This is a genomic window from Streptomyces hesseae, assembly GCF_031845785.1.
Lineage (GTDB): Bacteria > Actinomycetota > Actinomycetes > Streptomycetales > Streptomycetaceae > Streptomyces > Streptomyces hesseae.
Window position 1 is genome coordinate 474387 of the sequence record NZ_JAVRFI010000002.1, and the last position, 19901, is coordinate 494287.

A 19901-nucleotide genomic window follows, 5' to 3' on the forward strand; every position below is an offset into this window, starting at 1 on the left:
GGCGCGCTCACCGGCCCCCGGCCGCCCGCGCTCACCAGGCCACGGGCAGGGTCTCGGGGCCCCTGTTGATGGAACCCCGCCGCCAGCGCATGTCCTTCGGCTCGACGGCCAGGCGCAGCCGGGGGAAGCGGTCCAGCAGGGTGGAGAGCATGACTTCGGCCTCCATCCGCGTCAGCAGCGCGCCCACGCAGTAGTGCGCGCCGTGGCCGAAGGACAGGTTGGGGGCCTCGTCCCGGCCGAGGTCGAGCCGGTCGGGTTCGGTGAAGACCGAGGAGTCCCGGTTGGCGGCCAGGTAGGAGACGTAGACGACATCGCCGTCGCGGATGGTGGTGTCCGAGACGGTCAGGTCGGCGGTGGCGATCCGGGGCAGGCCGACGCCGTTGCGGTGGGGGATGTAGCGCAGCAGCTCCTCCACGGCGCCGGGCAGCAGCTCCGGCTCGGCGCGCAGCCGCTCCAGCTGTTCGGGGTGGGTGAGCAGCGCGTAGACCATGTTGGAGACCTGATTGCGCACCGCGTCCATGCCGTTGAGGACGAGCATGACGGCGAGCGAGACCAGCTCGGCGCGGCTGAGCTCCTCCTGCGCGTGGGCGGCGACCAGGGCACTGAAGAGGTCGTCGCCGGGGTCGGTGAGACGGCGGTCGGCCAGGGCGCGGAAGTAGCCGGCGATCTCGCGTTTGACCGCCTCGCTCTCCGCCTGGGTGTGGTCGCTGGAGAGGATGACGGCGCGCCAGGTCTGGAGCAGATCGATGTCGCGGGTGGGCACGCCGAGCAGATCGCCGATCAGCTGGGCGGGCAGCGGCCCGGTCAGGCACTCCGTCAGATCGGCGGGCGGTCCCAGCCGGGCCATGCGCTCGGTCATCCGGTCCGCGAGCTCCTGGGCCCGGGGGCGCAGGGCGGCCACCCGCTTGCGCCCGAAGGTCTGGGCGACCAGGCGGCGCAGCCGGGTGTGGTCGGGCGCGTCGGTGCGGCCGATGCCGCCGGCGGGGGCCACCACGTGCGGGGTCATGCTGGTGACGGGCCGGTCGACGGTCAGGGCGCGGCTCAGCGTGGGGTCGGAGGCGACGGTCTTGACGTCCTCGTACCGGGTCACCAGCCAGGCGTCCCCCTCGCCGAAGCGCATCCGGACGCGGGCGATGGGCTCCTCCCGCAGCAACCGGTGGAGCAGGGGGTCGAATTCGAGGGCGGGCAGCGGGTCCACGGACCAGTCGTGCACCGCGCCGCCGGTGCGGGGGGCGGGAGCGGCCCCCTCTGCCGGGGACGGCTCCGGGAAGGAAACGGTCATGCTCGTTCACGTCCTCATCTCATGCCGGAGGCCGGCCGGGTCGCCCGACGGAACAGTCCCGGACATACTGGCTATTCCCACCCCGGAAAGGGGCATTCGCCGGGACGGGGAATACACCCACAGGTGTGAGGGGGCGGGCCCGCGCGGGGCCGCCGTAGGACCTCCGGTGTAGGGCTCAGGACCGTTACCCCGGGCGCGGCGGCGATCTAGCCTCGGCTCATGGAATCGACGAACGGCACGTTGAACGAGGCCCTGCGGCGACTGCACCGTTCCGGACCCGAATTCCGGGGTTTTCTGGCCAATCACGGCCCCATGGCCGTCGAGGCGCTGGTCCGGCACGGCCGGGAGAACACCGTCCACCGCTGGCTCGACGGATATACGACCCGGCTGGAGGAGGTGCCCCGGCGGCTGGCCCCCATCATCGACGCGGAATGGCGCGAGGCGCTCGGCGACACCGGCCGGGCGGCCGACTGGACCGATTATTTCATCCGTCATATCGCCGAGCGCCCCTGGCGCGAGGTCCTGACCGAATGGTGGCCCCGGCTGCTGCCCGGCATCGCCGGCGCCGCCGCGCACCCGGTCATCCGCGTCGGCCACGCCGTGCGGGCACTGGACGAAGGGGGCGAGGACGAGGCGGTCCTGGCGGAACTCGCCCACGCCCTGGGCTACTGGGCGGCCCGGCACACTCCCCTGCCGGCCGAGGTCGCTCCCGCCGGGGACTCGACACCCGCGCGGGCCCTGCCGGCCCTGCCGCGCGTCGCCGAGCCCGGCGGCCTGCCACTGCGCGGGTACGCCCAGCTGCCCGGCACACCCGGCTGGCGGGAGACCGTCGAGTCGGTGCGCGTCCCCGGCACCCCGGAGGAGATCCGGGAGCAGCTGACCGCGCTGGTCCGGGCCGCCACCCTCCACTACGGCGAATTCGGGCACGGCAACGGCGTGATGCTGGTGCACGCCGCGACCGCGCCGAACGCGGTGCTGCGCACGCTGCCGGCGCTGCCCGAGGAGCTGTGGGCGCCGTCGTTCACCACGGCCTGGGCGGTGACGGCGGCGATCACCTCCATCTACGCGGCGGACACTCCCCGGACCGCGCCGGACGCCTCCTCGCTCGCCCCGGAGGAGGTTTTCGAACGCGCCGTCGAGCACGGCGACGAACACGTCATCAAATTCGCGGACACGGCGCTGGATGTGGCGGCCGCGGCGGATGAAGGGGACGAACGGGCCCTTGCGGCGGCGCTGAACGCCATTCGGCTCATTGACCGCGACGACTAGTCGGCATACGCCTCGACCGGACCGGCCGGAATTCCCCACCGGGGGCTCACCGGCCGGTCATCGCGCATTCATCGTCCCCTCCTGCGATGACCGTCGCGTTACCGTCCGCGCCCGCCTTCGCCGCACGGCGCAGGTACAGTCGCCGCTGGACTGACCGGTACGCCCGTGAGGGCGGACCATGTATCAATTACCAATGCCAGGAGGCAGGATGAGCGCGTCAGAAATCGGTACCGCCGAAGTACTGGCAGCGGTCCGGGACATTGTTCCGACGCTCCGGGAAAACGGCCGGAAGACCGAGGACCAGCGCTGGCTGTTGGCCGACAACATCGAATTGCTGGAAAAGGCGGGCGTGTTCCGCGTCGCCGTGCCCAAGAAATTCGGCGGCCTGGACCTCCCGGTGGCCGACCAGGCCGAGATCATCTCCGAGATCTCCCGCGGCTGCGGCTCGACCGGCTGGGTCTCCATGGTGTGGATCTCCACCGCCTGGATCGCCAGCCTCTACCCGGACAAGGCCCAGGAGGAGATCTTCGCCGAGGGTTCGGTGCGCATCTCCGGCGGCTTCACCCCGGGCGGCACCCTCAAGCCCGTGGACGGCGGCTACATCCTCAACGGCACCTGGCGCTTCAACACCGGTGTCCCCGGCGCCCAGTGGAATGTCCACGCGGCTCTGGTGGAGCACGAGAACGGTGAGCACGAGGAGCTCTTCGCGATCGTGCCGACCTCGGAGATCGAGATAGCCGACGACTGGGACGTCTTCGGCGCCTCCGGCACCGGCAGCGCCACCTCCACGGCCAAGGACGTCTTCGTCCCGGCGCACCGGATCGTCGGTGTCGACGTGTACGACGCCTCGACCCGTGACCGTTGGAACGCCGACCTCAAGGGCCGCAACTACAACCTCACCAGCTACATCCTGGCCACCTGCGCCCCGGTGTACCTCGGTCTGGCGAAGGGCGCCCTGGAGCTGTTCCTGGAGCGCACCCCGGGCAAGTCCATCGCCTACAGCAACTGGACCGACCAGGCCGAGCACCCCCACACCCAGATCCAGGTGGGCCACGCCGCCAACAAGATCGCGGCGTGCGAGGCGCTCCAGAGCGTCTGGCTGGAGAACATGCAGCGGCCCACCGACGCCGGCGAGAAGATGACCACGGCGGAGAAGGCCGCCATCCGTGGTCAGGTCGGCTATGTCGTCCAGGCGACCAAGGAGGCCGTCGAGACGCTGTACAACATCAGCTCGGCCTCGGCCATCCTGCGGAGCGCGCCGTTCCAGCGGAGCTACCGTGACATCGCCGCGCTGTCCCTGCACGGCCTGCTGACGCCCGTCAGCTCCCTGGAGGCGCACGGCCGCGTCCTCCTCGGCCTCGAGCCGGGCACCGACTACCTCTGATCCACCGCCGCGCGACCCGTGGCGTGTACGGGCAAGGACCGGCGGGGATTTCCGCCGGTCCTTGCCCGTACCCCTCTCCCCATCTTCTGTCGTGCCGTCGGCGTGCGCCGTCGGCACGGCCATTCGACACTGCACCGCATCGAAGGATTGCCATGAACGCTCATGACGCAGGCTCCGTGAAGATCACCGACCGCCGGCTGGGCCGCCGGACGCTGCTCAAAGCCGTCGGCGCCACCTCACTGGCCGCCTCCCTCAGCCCGGTCCTGGCCGGCACCGCGCGGGCCACCGAGGAGACCCGGCTCGACGCGATCGTCATCGGCGCGGGCTACGCCGGCGGCACCGTGGCGCGGGAGCTGGGGGCCAAGGGCCTGAAGACCGTGGTCCTGGAGGCCCGCGACCGGATCGGCGGCCGGATATGGACCGGCAGCTTCGCCGGCCAGACCGTCGACTTCGGCGGCGGCTGGCTCGGCCCGCAGCAGGTGCTGGCCCAGAAGGAGGTGACGCGCTACGGGATCAAGACCTTCTACGAGACCCCCGGTGACCGCGCCATGATGCCGGGCGCCGACGGCCTGGTCGGCGTGGACCTCTCCACGGTCTCCAGCAAGCTGAGCGGGCTGTTCAAGGAGCTGTTCAAGGGCTCCGAGTCCTACTTCGAGCACCCCGGCGACCCGCTGTTCCGCAAGGACCTGCTGGCCGCGGTGGACCCGCTCTCGCTCGAGGACCGGCTGCGGCAGCTGTCGCTCTCCCCCGTCGACCTGAAGTGGCTCAATGGCGGCTCCGCCGTCTACGCCGGCGGCTCGAGCTCCTGGGCCGGGCTGACCAGCATGGCCCAGTGGTACCAGCTCGCGGGCGGCACCTACGAGGGCTTCGAGTCCACGATGGGCATCAAGCCCGTCGGCGGTATGAGCGCGCTGCTCAAGGCGATGCTCGCCGACTCCAAGGCCACGGTGCGCCTCAGCTCCCCGGTCAGCTCCATCACCGAGGCGAACGGCAGGGTCACCGTCCAGGTCCAGGGCGGCGGCGCCTACTCCGCTCCGGTGGCGGTGGTCGCGACCCCGGCCAACGTCTGGAAGTCCATCACCTTCAACCCCGGGCTGCCCAAGGCGCACACCCAGGCGACCACCCAGGGCATGGGCGTGCCGCACGCGACCAAGATCTGGGTGCTGGTCAAGGGCAAGGTCGACGCGGTCTACGGCCAGGCCCCCGAGGGCTCGCCGATCCTGATGCTGGTGCCGCAGCAGCAGCTTCCCGAGGGCCGTCTCTTCGTCGCCTTCGGCGGTCCGTCGCTGGACACCAACGACAAGGCGAAGGTGCAGACGGCGGTCCAGGCGTTCCTGCCCGGGGCCGAGGTGTCCGACTACCGGGCCACGGCGTGGCACGCCGACAAGTACGCGATGGGCGGCTGGGGCATGCGCCGTCCCAACCAGCTCCTCCAGCTGTTCCCGCAGATCGAGCAGCCGCACGGCCGGATCGTGTTCGCCGGCGCGGACATCGCCAAGGGCTGGCACGGCGCGTTCATCGAGGGCGCGATCGAGTCGGGCCTGCGCGCCGCGCAGCAGGCGGCGGCCCTCGCGGGCTGACCTTCCTCACCGCTGACACGGAACGCCCCCCGCCGAAGGCTTCGGCGGGGGGCGTTCCGCGGTTTCACCCGGATCAGGCGGAGGGCTTCTTCAGGACCTCGATGAGGCTGGAGAAGCTGTTGGCCTCGAAGCCCTTGCCCATGCCGCGCTGGAAGATGTCCTGGACGGCCTTGAGCAGGGTGGTGTCGACGCCCGCGTCCTCGCTGGTGTGGAGGATGTGGTCGACGCTGGCCGCGCCCATCGCCAGCCGGTCCACGTCGCCCGGGTATTCGGCGTTGTCGACGTGCTGGGCGTAGAGCTCCAGGAAGTGCGGCATCATCGTCATCATGTTGGAGGCGTAGGGGAGCAGCTCCTTGGCGGAGACCCCGTTGGCCTTGCCCAGCGCCAGCGCCTGGTAGTAGCTGAGCATGCTGGTCCAGAAGATGATCATCTGGGCCTGGTAGTACATGGCCGCGAGGCCCGGGTCCTCACCGCGGTAGTCGGCGGCGGTGATGACCTCGAGGGTCTCCTTGTAGGTGTCGAAGACGTCGCGCGGGCCGCTGTAGTAGGTGGAGGAGCCCTCCTTGCCGATCAGGGGCGGGGGCACCTGGACACCACCGGTGACGTGCTTGGCGCCGTGGCCGGCGGCCCACTCGAAGGCCGCGCGGGCCTTGTCCGGGGTGTCGGAGCTGAGGTTGATCAGCACCCGGCCGTCGAGGGCGGCCGTGGCCGGCTCGAGGATGGCGTACATGGCGTCGTAGTCCGTGAGGCTCAGCACCACGAGCTCGTTGGCCTTGAGGGCGTCCTCGACCGAGGGGGCCAGGACGGCGCCCTTGGCGACGAGCTCGTCGGCCTTGCTCGCGGTCCGGTTCCACACGGTCACAGGGTGGCCGTTCTCCAGGAACGCGGTCACCATCGCCTGGCCCATCGGGCCCAGCCCGATGACGGTCACTGCCTGCTTGCTCACTGGTTCTCCTTGATTGTTACCGCGATTGATACCGCTGGGTGTCCGCTCCGCCGTCCTGACGGGGGTACAGCAGGACGGAGGGGCGGCGATTCGCTCCCTCTAGAACGAACGCTCTACCCAGAATCAACATAGCACAGCACTAGAGCGAACGCTCTATCCGTTAAACTCATGGAATGCAGACCACCAAGCCGCGACACGACGCCACCGAAGGAACGGACGCCGCCGTCGGCACCCGCGACCGGATCGTCCGGGCGGCAGCCCGGCTGCTTCAACGCCAGGGCTACGAAGGGACGGGCATCAAACAGATCGCCCGCGACGCCGAAGCCACCCTCGGCTCCGTCTACCACTTCTTCCCCGGCGGCAAGCAGGAGCTCGCCGTGGCCGCGATCCAGCACGGCGAGCAGGAGTTCGCCGACATCCTGCGCGCCGGCCTGGCCGCCGACGACGACCCGGCCGAGGCGATGAGCTCCTGCACCCGGCTGCTCGCCGGCTCCCTGCGGGAGTCCGACTGGATGGACGGCTGCCCCGTGGCGGCCACCGCTCTCGAAACCGTCGGGCGCGCCCCCGCCATCCAGCAGGCCTGCGCCGAGGCCATCGGCCACTGGACCGACCTGGTCGCGGAGAAGCTGCGCGGCGGCGGTCTCGACGAGGACACCGCCCGTGATCTGGCCTGCGCGGCGATCAGCACCCTGGAGGGAGCCGAGCTGACCGCGCAGGTGCTGCGGAGCGAGGAGCCGCTGCTGACGGCCGGCCGGCACCTGGCCCGGCTGATCCGCACCTATCGGTAAACAGGCCTCCGGCCCACTGACGGAGGAGGCGAAGCGGCCTCGTTCTCCGGTGGGCCGTGCCAGGACGATGGTGCTCATGCTCTCTTTCGGGACGGGTGCTCGCCGACGCACTTGACCGTGCGTCAACCCCGTGCCGACCGTAACGCGGAGTCACCCAACCCGTGCCCACCGTGCGGTCATCGCCCGGTCATCGCCGCAGGACAACCACGATGACCGGACGGTGACCGGCGTTTCCCGCCCGCCCGGCCGGAGGGCTCCCTGGACCTGGCGGGCACCCTCCGCCACACTCTGGCCCATGCGATGGACGGACATCGAAGAGATCGCGGCGGGCCTCGCCGAACAGCACCCCACCACCAGGCCGGTGACGACCGATCTGGCCCAGATCCAGAACTGGGCCGCCGGGCTGACCGGCTTCAGCGACGACCCCACCCGGTGCAACGCCCGGCTCCTGGAGTCGATCCAGCTCGCGTGGAGCGACAGGACCGTCACCCGGGAGGACAGAGCCAGCTGACCGCCCGGGCCCACGACGGTCCCCCGGAGTCGCTCAGCCCGCCAGGACGCTCCGGGCCGCGCGGCGGCCGGAGAGCAGCGCGCCGTGGACCGTGCTGCTGTGGTCGGAGCTCGTCGCCTCGCCCGCGAAGTACAGGCGGTCCCCGACGGGTTCGGCCAGGACGTCGTGGTCACCGGGCTCGAAGGCGGCGGCCGGGAAGGAGTACGAGCCCCGGGCGAAGGGGTCGGCCGCCCAGCGGGTGAGCCGGTACGCCAGGGGGTCGGGCACCCCGTCGCCGTAGACGCCGCGCAGGGCGGCCAGGGCGTCGCCCACCACGGTGGCGTCGTCCAGCCCTTCGAGGCGGCGGGCCACGGGCCCGCCGTGCAGGACGGCCAGCACCGGGGCACCGGTGACGCGCCGGAGGTCGAACCAGTTGGCGAAGGCGCCGTGCGGGGTGTCCTCCAGGCGGATCACGTCGCTGTCGTCCCAGAACACCTCCGCGAAGCGCAGGTAGAGCTTGTCGTAGAGACCCATGCCCATGCGTTCGATGACGCGCGCCTTGGCCTCGGGCAGCTCCGGGACGAAGGTGACGGCGCCGGCCTTCAGCACGCCCAGCGGCAGGGTGACCACGACCCGGTCGGCGGTGAAGACGCCATGGCCGTCGGTGTGCACCTCGACCCGGTCGCCACCGTGTTCGACACGGGTGACGCGGTGGCCCATCCGTACGTCCAGCCCCCTGGCCAGATGATCCGTCAGCTGTCCGTAGCCGCCGGGGAAGACGGCCTCGACGCCCTCGTAGTCCTTGCCCCAGATCACGGCCACGAGGGCCAGCTCCCCGATGCCCGCGCCCCAGTCGTCCTCCGCCATGCGGCCGCACGCCTCGACGACCCGCCTGGCCCGTTCCGGCTCCAGCCCCGCGACGCCCAGCACGGCACGCAGCCCCTCCGCGAGGGACAGCCCCGGCTCCGCCCGCGCGGCGAGGTCCTCCAGCGCGCCGCCGACGGCCTCCAGGTCCTTCTCCAGGGTCTCCGCCTCGGCGCGGGCGATGCGCCGGCCGCCGGGGGCGTACGAGACGGTGCCGTCCTGGCTGCCGTAGTCGAGGGTGCCGACGTCGTAGACGACCGTGACGGCGCCGGCCTCCTCGGCGAGCTCCGCGACGGGATTGCCCTCGACGCCATGGATCCAGGAGGCACCCAGGTCGACGCGGAGGCCCTCCCACTCCTCGGTCCACAACCGCCCGCCGACGCGCTCCCGGGCCTCCAGGACCGTCACAAAGTGGCCGGCGCGGCGCAGTTCCCGGGCGGCGTACAGCCCGGCCATGCCCGCGCCGACGACCAGGGTCCTGCGGCCGTCGCCCCCGGTGGGAGCGGCCGGAACGTCAGGGTGCGACTCCGAGATCTTCATACCGGAACCGTAAGCGATGGGCCGCGACCGCCGGTGGAGCGCTGCGGCCGCCGGCCCGTGGAGGGATCACACGGCGGAAAAACGACGGGACCGGCCGCACGCCATTGACGCGCCCCTGTCAATCCCATGCCCTGCGTGGCACGCTTCCTGACGCACCGTCGAATCCGCACCACTCGTCTGCCCGGACCCCGGCAGCCGGTCCGGTCCCCCACACGGCCCCGCGCCCGTAACGCGCCCGGCCTCGGCAGAAGGAGTACGCGTGAGACGTCCCCACCGCAGCACCTCCGGCATCCTGCTGGCCGTCGGCGCCCTGGTCGCCCTGGGCGCTCCGGCCACCGCGTCCGGCGCCGAGCCGGCCGGGGCCGGGCGGGCCCCGGCGGCCACGCACACGACACACACGATCACGGCCCAGCGCGACGCCGTCGCCTTCTGGACCCCCGAGCGGATGCGCTCGGCCACCCCGCTCGACCTGCCCGCCGACGCCCCGGACGGCCTCGCCGCCCCGGCGGCCCGCCCCGCCCCGGAACCGCGCGGCACGGTGTCCACCGTCGCGCCCACAGCCCCGTCGACGCCGACGGGCCCGTCCGCCCGGGTGAAGTCCTTCCCGCAGGCCGGCGGGCCGTGGACCGGGGGCGGAGCCGTCGTCCACACGATCGGCCGGGTGTTCTTCACCTTCCAGAACCGCACCGCCGCCTGCTCGGGCGACGCCGTGACCAGCAAGAACGGCAGCGTCGTCCTCACCGCCGGGCACTGTGTGAAGTACCAGGGGAGCTGGCACACCAACTGGGTCTTCGTCCCCGGCTACCACGACGGGCAGTCGCCGTACGGCACCTGGGCGGCGGCCAAGACGCTCTCCACCCCCCAGTGGACCGCCAGCGAGGACATGAACAACGACATCGGAGCCGCCGTCGTCGGCCCCGTGGACGGCAAGCGGCTCACGGACGTCGTCGGCGGCCAGGGCCTTGAGTTCAACGGCGGCTACAACAAGGACATGTACGCCTTCGGGTTCCCGGCGGCGTCCCCGTACGACGGCAGCAAGCTCATCCACTGCAGCGGGGCGTCCTCCAAGGACTTCCTCCTCACCCAGGACCACGGCCTGGGCTGCAATATGACCGGCGGGTCCAGCGGCGGCCCGTGGTTCACGTCCTTCGACGAGTCCACCGGCGCCGGGCTCCAGTCCTCGGTCAACAGCTTCGGCTACACGTTCCTGCCGAACACGATGTTCGGCCCCTACTTCGGCGACGAGGCCAAGAACCTCTACGACACGGCGCAGAACACCTGACGCCGGCGCGCGATGTCCCGTCCCCGCGAGGCGGGGACGGGACGGCCGCGTACGGGCGCGGGTCAGCCCTTGACGGCCCGCAGGATCACGAACTTCGGGTCGCTCGCGACGACCTCGCAGTTGCCGAAGAGCCTCCGCAGCCGGACGTGGTAGCCCAGGTGCCGGTTGCCGATGACCCACAGCTCCCCGCCGGGCCGCAGCGCCGCGCGGGCCCCGGCGAACATCCGCCGGGCCGTGGTGTCGGTGGTGGCCTGGTGGCTGTGGAAGGGCGGGTTGTTCAGGACGAGGTCCACCGACCCGGCCGGTACGCCCTCCAGGCCGTCGCCGACGCGGAAGGTGGCGACGGCGTCCGGTCCGGCGTTCTCCCGGAAGGTGGCCTCGGCGGAGGCCACGGCCTGGTGGGACTCGTCGGTGAACAGCAGCTCCGCCTCGGGGTTGGCCAGCGCCGCGGCGGTGCCGACCACGCCGTTGCCGCAGCCCAGGTCGACGACGCGCTCGGGGCCCCGGCGGTCCGGCAGGTGCGCGAGGAGGAAGCGGGTGCCGATGTCGAGGCGGTCGGGGCAGAAGATGCCCGCGTGGTTGGTGACGGTCGCCCCCGAGACCGGGCCGATGTCGTCGGGCAGGGCGTAGCGGTGCGGCCAGGGGTTGGCGGGGCGGACGGTGCCCGGGTCCGGCGTGCAGAAGATCAGCCGGGACTTCTTCACCGCCAGGGACGTACGGGTGGGGCCGAGGATCGTCTCGAACAGCCGGAGCGTCGAGGTGTGGATCTCGGTGACCCGGCCGGCGCCGATGACGACGGTGTTCTCGTGGAGGGCGGGCGCGAGGCGGTGGAGCTGGTCCTCCAGGAGCGCGAGGCTCTTGGGCACGCGGACGAGCAGGACGTCGATCCGGTCGGGCGGGGTGTCGCGGGTGGACAGCAGCCGTATGTCGCCGGCGGGGACGCCGCTTCGCGCGAGGTTGGCCCGGGTCGCCTCCTGGCCGAGGTGGGAGTCGGAGATCTGGATGGGCCGGTGCCCGGCGAGCGCGGTGACCAGGGCTCCCCACCGGTCGCCCACCACGACCACGGTGCCCGAGAGGTCCGTGCCGGCCTCCGCGAGGTGCTCCAGCAGATACTCGTCGGCGGAGTCCCAGGCGCGCAGGGTGTCGCGGGGGTCCTCGGGGAAGCGGGTGAGTTCGTACTCACCCCGTGACGTCGTGAAACGGTTCATTGTGCTTTCAGGCTAGCCGAGTGGCCGCCGGGCCCGGTCCGGGTGGCGTCCCGGGCCGGGCTGGGTCGGCGGCGTCGTGCGGGGTCGTGCGGGGTCGTGCGGGTCAGCAGTCGGGTATGTCGGGGAGCTTGTCGCCGGGCGAGGAGACGTAGATGTTGGTGATGTAGCCGCCGTACTTGGGCAGATAGGCCCACCAGTCGTTGGTGTACGGGGGGACCGTGACCGTCTGTCCCCGCTTCTGGCAGCCGGCCAGGACGTCGACGCCCGCGGGCAGCGTGGTGAGCACGGCGGAGTCGGTGGTGGCCCGGGCCCTCACCCGCACCCCGGAGCCCCAGGTGCCGAACCAGCCGCCGGGGGTGTGGGTGCCGCCGGGGACGTTCAGCCGGCGCACCACCTCGCCGAGGTCGGAGTACGCCTTGCCGTAGGGGGTGCCTTCGGCGTGGAGGGTGAACACGGCGACGATGGTGCGGTCGGCGGCGCCGACGGTGCCGGTGGTGTGGAGGGCGGGGCGGCGCAGGTCCACGCCGTCGGCGGGGGCGGGACGTGGCGCCGACTCCTGTTTCCTGGGCGCGGGCGTATCGGTCGTGCAGCCGTTGGAGTCGAAGCCGGACCAGCCCTGTTTGACGGCCCAGGGCCGGTCGAAGACGGCCGCGATGCCGAAGCTCTGGTCATAGCCGTCCGTGCCGCAGCGGGTCGAGGCGCGCAGGTTGCCCATGATGTAGTCGCGGACGGGCGCGGGCGCCTCGTCGAGGAGGTACCGGTAGACGCGGACGGTGTCCGCCGCCGAGAGGGCGGTGTAACCCCAGAATCCGGGCCGGTCGGCCGGTGGCGGCGCGGTGTCGGCCAGTTTCAGCCGCGCCACCATCCGCTCGACGATCGCGCCACCCCCGTTCCGGTCCCAGAACGCGCTGGCCGCGCCGTCGTCGCTGCTGCGCAGCATGACGTCCAGCCGTGCCCGGTCGGCGTCGGGTATGGGGTACGAGGGGCCGCGGTCCCAGAGGTGGTCGAGGGCGATCAGCAGTTTGACCACCGAGGCGGACCGGAACCGGGCCCGGGCGTTGAACTGCTCGGTGAACGTGCCCGTCTGCCGGTCGAACACCGCGATGCCCGCGCTGACTCCGGCGGGCAGGCCGATGGCCGCCTGGCGCGCGGAAGGTGCCACGCCGAGGGCGGGTGTCGTGCACAGGGCGGCCAGGGCCAGGACGGTGAGGACCACCGCCGGCCTCAGGACACCGATGAAGCGGATCTGCAACGCGCTCTCCTCCCGGACGGCGATCCCCGCGATGCGACCGGCTCCGCGGGGTGCCGCGGTGGTGGGGGATCCTCTCCGGATGGTGGGGTGCGGCGGGCGCGCGGTCACCGGTATTCGGTCAGCGTCGAAGAGGGCCGGGGGATTTCCGGTGTTGAAACCCCGTCCGTCCCCTTCCCCCCAGGTGTTCGCCCCGGGCCGATTTCCCGTCAACCCTGCCCGGGCGGTGGGCCTTCGGCCGTCTGCGCGCGGGTCCGTCGTGGCACCATGGAGGGTCGGCGCGCCGAGGAAAATGGGGAGATCCTGTGAGCGGTCTGAACAAGAGTCCTATGCCTGGTCTCAACAAGGGGCTGGAGCGGGTCGTCGTGGCCCTCAGATGGGATCCGAGCCCTCCGGGCGCGGCTCCCCACGATCTGGACCTGATCGCGGCGACGTACGGCGCCGGCGCCCCGCACGGCGACCCCGCCTACCTCGTGCACTTCGACAGCCGCTCCCCCGACGGCACGATCACGCTCAACCGGGACAGCCCCGACGGCAAGGGCTTCGGCGACGACGAGGTCATGACGCTGGAGCTCGACCGGCTGAGCCCCGACTACGTCCGGGTCGTCGTGGGCGTCGCCATACAGCAGGGCGACGGGCGGCTGACGTTCGCGGGCGTGGCCGGGCCGGGTGTGCGGGTCCGGGCCGACCGTGAGCAGCTGGCGGACGAGGACTTCTCCGGGGTCGGCGGGGCGACGGCGGCGGCGGTCGCGGAGTTCGTCCGCGACGCCTCGGGGGCCTGGACCTTCCGGGGCGGCGTCCGCGGCTTCGACGCGGATCCGGCGACCTTCGCGAGGATCATGGGGCAGTGAGCCCGCGCCTGTGCCCGGCGCCGCCATCCCTGGCGGCGCCGGGCACAGGTGTGTCATGGGGTGGAGGGTGGAGGTAGAGCCTCGGGCAGGACCTCGGGCAGGACCTCGGCGGGTTCAGGAAACCGGACCTCCGGTTGGAATTGATCGACAGGGCGGATCGTTCATATGATTGCCCCAGGAAACCATATGGAGCGGCGGCCCGGATCGCCTGCCGCCGCCAGGAGGAAACCCCGATGACCGCCACCCCCATCGCCTTCCGCAGCTACGTGGAGGACATCCTCGATGCGCTGAACACCGCCCCGGACCGGCAGGCCTTAAACCACGAGGGCCGGTCCATCACGGCCGGCGAACTCCGCTCCCTGGTCCACCGCATGGCGCGCGCCCTGCGGCAGCGCGGCATAGGCCGCGGCCAGACCGTCACCCTGCTCAGCGGCAACCTCCCCGAGGTCATAGCCGCCCGGTACGCGGCCAACCTCCTCGGCTGCGCCGTCAACCACCTCTACAACAAGCTGTCGGCGGAATCGCAGGCCGCCATCGTCCAGGACGTCGAGACCCGCGCCCTGATCGTCGACCCCCGCTGGGCCGAGCGGGCCGCCGAGCTGACCGCGCAGGCCGCGGTGGAGGACGTCCTCACCCTCGGGCCCGCGCCCCTCGGCACGGACCTCCTGGAGCTCGCCGCCGCCGAGTCCGCCGAGCCCCTGCCCAGCGAGGCACGGCCGGACGACATCTGCACCATCCGCCACACCGGCGGAACCACCGGCCACCCCAAGGGGATCTGCACCACCTTCGAGCAGCTGGCCGGCTACCGGACCTCGCCCCAGGACTACCCGCGCCGGCAGCTGGTCTGCACCACGGTCGCGCACATAGGCGGCCTGTTCACCGACATCACCCTGAGCACGGGCGGCTTCGTGGTGCTCCAGGAGGACTTCGACCCCGCGCGAGTGCTCGCCGCCGTCGAGCGCGAGCGGATCACCGACCTCTTCCTCCTGCCGCCGCTGCTCTACCGGCTGATGGACCACCCGGACGCGGACACCACCGACACCTCCAGCTTCCGCGCCCTGGTCTACGGCGGCTGCCAGGCCTCCCCCGCGCGGCTCGCCGACGCGATGCGGCGCTTCGGCCCCGTGCTCGTCCAGTTCTACGGCCAGAGCGAGGTCGGCGGCATCAGCATGCTGATGCCCGACCAGCACGACCTGGCGCGACCGGAGTTGCTGCGCTCGGCGGGCCAGGTCCTGCCCGGCGTCGAGGTCGAGATCCGCGACGAGTCGGGACGGGTGCTGCCGAACGGCGAGCTCGGCGAGATCTGCGTCCGTTCCCCGCACATCATGCGCGGCTACTGGAAGCAGCCCGAGCTGACCGCCGAGGTCCTGCGCGACGGCTGGCTGCACACCGGCGACGTGGGCCGGCTGGACGACGAGGGCTTCCTGACGGTCGTGGACCGCCTCAAGGACATGATCATCGTGGTGGGCGGCCACGTCTACACCACCGAGCTGGAGGACCTCCTCAACTCCCACCCGGACGTCGCCCAGAGCGCGGTATTCGGCGTCCGCGACGCCGACAACATGGAGCAGGTGCACGCCGTCGTCGTCCGCCGCCCGGGCGCCGACGTCGAAGAGGAGGAACTGCGCACCCTGGTCCGCGAGAGCCGCGGCGCCATGTACGAGCCCGCGCGCATCTCCTTCACCGAGACCCTGCCCCTGACCGAGGCCGGCAAGCCCGACAAGAACCGCCTCCGCCGCGAGGCGAAGCCGAAGGCGTGACGGCACCACCACGCTGGTGAGCGGGAACCGCACGGGCGCGTCACCGAAGACGACGCGACGCGCCCGGCGCGGCCGGCTGGTCCCCCAAGGTCAGACGGGCAGCATCAGATCGCTCTCGCTGACGGTGTACGCCAGCAGGGGATAGACGAAGTCCGTTTCATTGTTCTCACGGCGGCGCAGTCGGTAGAACTCGCGTCTCTGCTCATCGTCGGCCAACATGAGGCGCGCACCCTGCGGGAGGTACGCATGTCCGTCGCGAAACCGAACGCAGGTCTTTGACGTTCGAAACGTTACGCCCAACCATTGGTTGTCCGCCGCCCGGACGGACATGTCCAATACGATTTTGTGCCTGAGTCGACGATTCGAGTCGGCGGAAAACGCGACGACACTGTTGTGGGCGAGGGGGATCTCGAACTTCTCACCACCGGCCCCCTTTGATTCGAAGATCAGCTTTCTCGGCGGGCTCGCTTCGGGGTGTTGGTAACAGGAGAAGACGGCAATGAACGACTCGTCGGCCAGATCGAGGGCTTGGTCGGAATGACTGCCCATGGTTGTGTAAGCGTTCGTGTAGCTCTCGATGAGAGCGTTGTTGAAGCCGACCGGGAGCGCCGCACGTTCTTGAATCTGTTGCGCCAGCCGTTCGTGCACCGCACGGAAACGCTGCGCCGGGCTGCTGTATTGAGTGGTAGTGCGTACGAGAGGCACACCACCCGCCTCGTCGGTCCTGGTGAGCGTGGCGCCTCGCTGGCCTTTACCTACGTCTTCCCAACGAACCGACGCGGACAGCTCCGCAAAGAGATTCTCATCGGTTGGCAAGTCGCACGAGAGGATCTCATCCAAGATCCTAGACTCGGGGGGCACTGTAGTCTCCCGTGTTCATACTGAAGAGAAATTTGTCGCCGTAATCAATGAAGGACGAAGTCCTGTTCTCCTCGGCGTACAGCCTGCGCAGCTCGTTCATGCCGGCCGGTGTGGGTGGCCCCAGCTGCGCCAACTCTCCGGCCGCTTTGAGGAATGTGCGGCCGTTCTTGTGAACGGCCTCGGCGCTCGAACAGCGCACCACGTATCCCAGGCGGGTCGGGAGCAACTCGGCATCCAACGGTGAGGGCCGGATTTCGTGCGTATACAGGCGGTTGGTGGACAGCGGCATGAAGAACACGGAGCCGGGGTGGAGAGTCAGGGTGAACTGCGAGGGGAGCCCGGCCCCGTCACGTTTTTCGGCCGACTCCTTGAGGCGGAAGTGGAGTTTGGTCAGCGCGCTGACACCCTTCACGCCATAGTCGAAGGCGTCTTCGGCCAGGGGCCGCAGCTTGTCGAGCCGGTCATAGAAGGTGCAGAAGGCCATGATGCCGTTGACGGGCATGTCCTTGGTCTTGTCGGCATGGGCCGAGATCTTGGCCTTGGACTGCTTGCGCTCGGCCGTAGCAAGGGTGTTCCGGTAGATCTGAGCGAGGACGTGATTCAGCGGCGCCTGGTTCCGGAAGACGGCGGCGGCCTCGCGGTTCAGGGCCTCGACGATGCGTGTGTCAGTCGGGCCAAAGTTCTCGGTCGGTCCCGAGAGATTTGTGGAGCACCGGAGCAGACGGAAATGCAGTTCGTCACCGTTTCGTGTGACGGGCGTCAGATAGATTCCGCTGCGATGGGCTGTTCCGGGCTTGGTGGACTCCGTCAGGGACTGGAACGCGTGCTCCGCACGGATCCGTCCGAAGTGATCGGCGCCGAGTCCGAAAAAGCGGTGGTAGTACACGCCGACGCCGTGTACGCGGACGGGAACTCGGCCGAGGTCGACGAGGGTCCAAGGTTCGTCGCCGTCCTCGTGGTAGCCGTGCGACAGCTCCCGGATAACGAACACCCGGTCAGCCGCACGCAGTTGGCGTCTACTGATCCCGGATATATCGCCACACAGGTAGACGGTCTTCTGCGCGAGGCCGGGCGCACCAGAAGCAAGGTCCTCCGGCGTGATCACGGACCCGAAGAAGTCCCTGACCAAGTCATTGTCCTGCAACATCGAAGGCGCGACCAAGGTGTTGCTCGCGTCCTCGATGCGGGCTTCTGCCGGCTCTGTTGTGCACATCAAACGGTACCTGCCATTTGCAGATCTTGGGTGGATTGCTCCGCTCTCACGGGGCTCGACAACGGGCAACGGGGTTCCACTGTACGGGCGGTGTGCGCAACTGCTCGGCGAGGTGGTGGGGCCATGGACGGCTAGTCCTTGGCGTCCGCGTAGCACCGCACCACCGCCGTGGTGAGCGGGAACCGCACGGGCGTCTCGCCGAAGGCGACGCGCCCGGCGCGGTCGCCCGCGGCTCGGATGGCCTCCACGACGGCGGGGGCCTCCTCCTCGGGGCAGTGCACGATCACTTCGTCGTGCTGGAAGAAGACCAGCTCCGCGTTCATGTCCGCGATGGACTGGCGCAGCAGGGCGAGGACCATCACCGCCCAGTCGGCCGCGCTGCCCTGGACGACGAAGTTGCGGGTGAACCGGCCCCGGGCACGGGCGCCGGCCGTGCCGCCGGGGGCGGCGGGCTCGTCGTCCTGGGGGAGGCCCGCCTCGTCGGGGACGCCGGCGGTGGTGGAGGGCGGGCAGGTGCGGCCGAGCCAGGTGCGCACCAGGCGGCCCTCCTCCCCCGCGCGGGCCGCGTCGTCCACGAAGGCCACGGCCGCCGGGAAGCGACGGCGCAGGTCGGCCAGGTGCTTGAGGCCGTCGCCGGAGGTCTGCCCGTAGATGGCGCCCAGCATGGCGAGCTTGGCCCGCTCCCGGTCGCCCGCGAAGAGCCGCTCGGCCAGATCGGCGTAGAGGTCGCGGCCGCTGCCCGCGACGTCCATCAGCCCGGGGTCGCGGGAGACGGCGGCCAGTACGCGGGGCTCGATCTGGTCGGCGTCGGCGACGACCAGGCACCAGCCCGGGTCGGCGACGACAGCCCGCCGCACCACCTTGGGGATCTGGAGCGCCCCGCCCCCGTTGGTGGTCCACCGGCCCGTGACCGTGCCGGCGGGCAGATACTCCGGCCGGAAGCGGCCGTCGCGCACCCAGGACTGGAGCCAGGCCCAGCCGTGGGCCGTGTGCAGCCGGTAGAGCTTCTTGTACTCCAGCAGGGCCGGGACGGCGGGGTGGTCGATCTCCTTCAGCTCCCAGGCCCGGGTGGAGGACAGGGCGATGCCCTCGCGGGCGAAGGCCCGCACGATGTCGGCCGGCAGGTCGGGCCGTACGCGCACGCCGTCCCCGAAGGCGCGGGACGCCTCGTCGGCCAGCTCGGCCAGCCGCCGGGTCTCCTGGCCGCCCGGATAGCGCTCGCCCAGCAGTTCCAGCAGCAGCTCCCGGTGGGCGTCGGCCCGCCAGGGCACCCCGGCCCGGCCCATCTCGGCGGCCACCAGGGTGCCCGCGGACTCGGCGGCGGTCAGCAGGCGCATCCGCCCGGGGTGTGCGGTCCGCTCCGTCCGGGCCAGCTGCTCCGCGTACACCTCCAGCAGGGCCGTCAAATCGTCCGTGCCCGGCGGCAGGGGCACGGGGCCGGGGGCGAACAGGGACGGCTGGGTCTCCGCCGCCCGCGCGGGCGGGTCGGCCGGCACGGGCAGCCCGCGCAGCCGCGCCCAGGCGGCGGGCAGCGACCGGGGCTGGCCGGACTGGCCCTCCTCGTGCCCGATCAGCAGCGCCTCGGCGGCCTCGACGTCGTAGCAGCGGTCGACCCGGACGCCTGCCGCGAGCAGCCGACCGTAGGTCTCCGCCGTGGACCGCCACACCCAGCGGTCCACCTCGGGCCGCGACCGGACCGCCTCGGCCAGGCTCTTCTCCGTCTCGACGGGCCCGGCGGCCCGCCCCTCCCCGTCGACCGGGCAGAGGCGCGCGCTCCCGTCCGCCGTCTCGGCCACTGCCCATCTCATGACGGAGAGTGTCGCACCGGGGTCCGACAATCACGGTCCGCACGGGTCCGCGGCCGCCCACCCCACGGTCATCGGGGGCCGGGGGCGGTGAGGGGGTCAGGGCTCCTGGAGGACCGACAGAACGTTCCCGGCGGGGTCCGTGAACCAGGCGATGAGGGGTCCGCCGCCGCGGAAGATGCCCTTCTCGTCCGTTTCCAGTCCGGGGTAGCGCTCGAACTCGACGCCGCGCCGGGACAGCTCGGCGACGGCCGCCTCGATGTCGTCGACGGGGAAGTTGAGGATCGTGAACGAGGCGGGCGTGTGGTCGGCCTTGGGGTAGACGAGGACCGTGGCGCCACCGCCGAGGCGCAGACGGAGCATGCCGTGCTCCTCGGCGACGGCCAGCCCCAGGGTCCGCTCGTAGAAGGCCCTGGCCGCGGGGATGTCGTCCACGGAGAAGCCGCTGAACGCCTCGGTGTCCCGGAACATGGCCGCCTCCTTCGCGCGGGCGGCGCGCCTTCGCGTCGCCGGACACGAATGTAGTGTC

17 protein-coding genes are annotated in these 19901 nt (G+C 71.3%); 8 read left to right on the plus strand and 9 right to left on the minus strand.

Annotated elements, in window-relative coordinates; translation table 11 throughout:
- Window positions 1-31: 31 nt before the first annotated feature.
- Window positions 32-1282 (minus strand): cytochrome P450, encoded by a 1251-nt coding sequence (locus RM609_RS05040; RefSeq protein ID WP_311608216.1) that lies wholly within the window; start codon window positions 1280-1282, stop codon window positions 32-34.
- Between the two features lie 219 nt (window positions 1283-1501).
- On the opposite strand from RM609_RS05040, the gene RM609_RS05045 reads away from it, so the two are divergent.
- The 3 genes from RM609_RS05045 (at window position 1502) to RM609_RS05055 (ending at window position 5515) form a co-directional block, all read left to right on the plus strand.
- Window positions 1502-2551: a questin oxidase family protein gene (locus RM609_RS05045; protein WP_311608218.1), complete on the plus strand. Its 1050-nt coding sequence runs from the start codon at window positions 1502-1504 to the stop codon at window positions 2549-2551.
- A gap of 208 nt (window positions 2552-2759) precedes the next feature.
- Window positions 2760-3935: an acyl-CoA dehydrogenase family protein gene (locus RM609_RS05050; RefSeq protein ID WP_311608219.1), complete on the plus strand. Its 1176-nt coding sequence runs from the start codon at window positions 2760-2762 to the stop codon at window positions 3933-3935.
- Window positions 3936-4087: 152 nt separating this feature from the next.
- The gene (locus tag RM609_RS05055; RefSeq protein ID WP_311608221.1) at window positions 4088-5515 is read left to right on the plus strand and encodes a flavin monoamine oxidase family protein; all 1428 of its coding nucleotides are present in this window, start codon (window positions 4088-4090) and stop codon (window positions 5513-5515) included.
- 73 nt (window positions 5516-5588) lie between these two features.
- Here the strand turns inward: RM609_RS05055 and RM609_RS05060 are convergent, their stop codons facing one another.
- Window positions 5589-6461 carry an NAD(P)-dependent oxidoreductase gene (locus tag RM609_RS05060; protein ID WP_311608222.1) on the minus strand — a complete coding sequence of 291 codons (873 nt, stop codon included), beginning with the start codon at window positions 6459-6461 and terminating at the stop codon, window positions 5589-5591.
- Between the two features lie 173 nt (window positions 6462-6634).
- Here RM609_RS05060 and RM609_RS05065 point away from each other — a divergent pair, with 173 nt between their 5' ends.
- Together RM609_RS05065 and iscX are read left to right on the plus strand one after the other, a co-directional pair.
- On the plus strand, window positions 6635-7249 hold the full coding sequence (locus tag RM609_RS05065; RefSeq protein ID WP_311608223.1) for a TetR/AcrR family transcriptional regulator: 615 nt from the start codon (window positions 6635-6637) through the stop codon (window positions 7247-7249).
- Between the two features lie 295 nt (window positions 7250-7544).
- Window positions 7545-7760 carry a Fe-S cluster assembly protein IscX gene (gene iscX, locus RM609_RS05070; protein ID WP_311608225.1) on the plus strand — a complete coding sequence of 72 codons (216 nt, stop codon included), beginning with the start codon at window positions 7545-7547 and terminating at the stop codon, window positions 7758-7760.
- A 33-nt stretch (window positions 7761-7793) separates the two neighbouring features.
- On the opposite strand, the gene RM609_RS05075 is transcribed toward iscX, so the two are convergent.
- The gene (locus RM609_RS05075; protein ID WP_311608227.1) at window positions 7794-9143 is read right to left on the minus strand and encodes a flavin monoamine oxidase family protein; all 1350 of its coding nucleotides are present in this window, start codon (window positions 9141-9143) and stop codon (window positions 7794-7796) included.
- Between the two features lie 259 nt (window positions 9144-9402).
- Between RM609_RS05075 and RM609_RS05080 the strand changes: the two genes are divergently transcribed.
- On the plus strand, window positions 9403-10425 hold the full coding sequence (locus RM609_RS05080) for a trypsin-like serine peptidase (protein ID WP_311608229.1): 1023 nt from the start codon (window positions 9403-9405) through the stop codon (window positions 10423-10425).
- A 62-nt stretch (window positions 10426-10487) separates the two neighbouring features.
- Here the strand turns inward: RM609_RS05080 and RM609_RS05085 are convergent, their stop codons facing one another.
- Window positions 10488-11633, minus strand: coding sequence for a methyltransferase (locus tag RM609_RS05085; protein ID WP_311608230.1), 1146 nt, complete (start codon window positions 11631-11633; stop codon window positions 10488-10490).
- Between the two features lie 103 nt (window positions 11634-11736).
- Entirely contained in the window at window positions 11737-12885 is a 1149-nt protein-coding gene (locus RM609_RS05090; protein ID WP_438828378.1) for a hypothetical protein, read from the minus strand.
- Window positions 12886-13211: 326 nt separating this feature from the next.
- On the opposite strand from RM609_RS05090, the gene RM609_RS05095 reads away from it, so the two are divergent.
- Window positions 13212-13733, plus strand: a complete 522-nt coding sequence (locus tag RM609_RS05095; protein WP_311608232.1) for a TerD family protein — start codon at window positions 13212-13214, stop codon at window positions 13731-13733.
- Between the two features lie 233 nt (window positions 13734-13966).
- A complete protein-coding gene (locus RM609_RS05100; RefSeq protein ID WP_311608234.1) occupies window positions 13967-15493 on the plus strand; it encodes an AMP-binding protein in 1527 nt (508 codons plus the stop codon).
- Window positions 15494-15583: 90 nt separating this feature from the next.
- On the opposite strand, the gene RM609_RS05105 is transcribed toward RM609_RS05100, so the two are convergent.
- The 4 genes from RM609_RS05105 to RM609_RS05120 all read right to left on the minus strand — a co-directional run bounded on the left by RM609_RS05105 (window position 15584) and on the right by RM609_RS05120 (window position 19843).
- Window positions 15584-16354 (minus strand): alpha-ketoglutarate-dependent dioxygenase AlkB, encoded by a 771-nt coding sequence (locus tag RM609_RS05105; RefSeq protein ID WP_311608236.1) that lies wholly within the window; start codon window positions 16352-16354, stop codon window positions 15584-15586.
- The gene (locus RM609_RS05110) at window positions 16338-17567 is read right to left on the minus strand and encodes a hypothetical protein (protein WP_311608238.1); all 1230 of its coding nucleotides are present in this window, start codon (window positions 17565-17567) and stop codon (window positions 16338-16340) included. The genes RM609_RS05105 and RM609_RS05110 overlap by 17 nt, the downstream gene beginning before the upstream one ends.
- A 131-nt stretch (window positions 17568-17698) precedes the next feature.
- Complete coding sequence (locus RM609_RS05115; RefSeq protein WP_311608240.1) at window positions 17699-19375, minus strand: bifunctional 3'-5' exonuclease/DNA polymerase; 1677 nt, start codon at window positions 19373-19375, stop codon at window positions 17699-17701.
- 96 nt (window positions 19376-19471) lie between these two features.
- The gene (locus RM609_RS05120) at window positions 19472-19843 is read right to left on the minus strand and encodes a VOC family protein (RefSeq protein WP_311608242.1); all 372 of its coding nucleotides are present in this window, start codon (window positions 19841-19843) and stop codon (window positions 19472-19474) included.
- Between the last annotated feature and the right edge of the window lie 58 nt (window positions 19844-19901).

Coding starts and splice junctions, on each gene's coding strand:
- RM609_RS05040 (WP_311608216.1), bottom strand. CDS start 1,282: ATGACCGTTTCCTTCCCGGAGCCGTCCCCGGCAGAGGGGGCCGCTCCC.
- RM609_RS05045 (WP_311608218.1), top strand. CDS start 1,502: ATGGAATCGACGAACGGCACGTTGAACGAGGCCCTGCGGCGACTGCAC.
- RM609_RS05050 (WP_311608219.1), top strand. CDS start 2,760: ATGAGCGCGTCAGAAATCGGTACCGCCGAAGTACTGGCAGCGGTCCGG.
- RM609_RS05055 (WP_311608221.1), top strand. CDS start 4,088: ATGAACGCTCATGACGCAGGCTCCGTGAAGATCACCGACCGCCGGCTG.
- RM609_RS05065 (WP_311608223.1), top strand. CDS start 6,635: ATGCAGACCACCAAGCCGCGACACGACGCCACCGAAGGAACGGACGCC.
- iscX (WP_311608225.1), top strand. CDS start 7,545: ATGCGATGGACGGACATCGAAGAGATCGCGGCGGGCCTCGCCGAACAG.
- RM609_RS05075 (WP_311608227.1), bottom strand. CDS start 9,143: ATGAAGATCTCGGAGTCGCACCCTGACGTTCCGGCCGCTCCCACCGGG.
- RM609_RS05085 (WP_311608230.1), bottom strand. CDS start 11,633: ATGAACCGTTTCACGACGTCACGGGGTGAGTACGAACTCACCCGCTTC.
- RM609_RS05095 (WP_311608232.1), top strand. CDS start 13,212: ATGCCTGGTCTCAACAAGGGGCTGGAGCGGGTCGTCGTGGCCCTCAGA.
- RM609_RS05100 (WP_311608234.1), top strand. CDS start 13,967: ATGACCGCCACCCCCATCGCCTTCCGCAGCTACGTGGAGGACATCCTC.
- RM609_RS05110 (WP_311608238.1), bottom strand. CDS start 17,567: ATGTGCACAACAGAGCCGGCAGAAGCCCGCATCGAGGACGCGAGCAAC.
- RM609_RS05115 (WP_311608240.1), bottom strand. CDS start 19,375: ATGAGATGGGCAGTGGCCGAGACGGCGGACGGGAGCGCGCGCCTCTGC.
- RM609_RS05120 (WP_311608242.1), bottom strand. CDS start 19,843: ATGTTCCGGGACACCGAGGCGTTCAGCGGCTTCTCCGTGGACGACATC.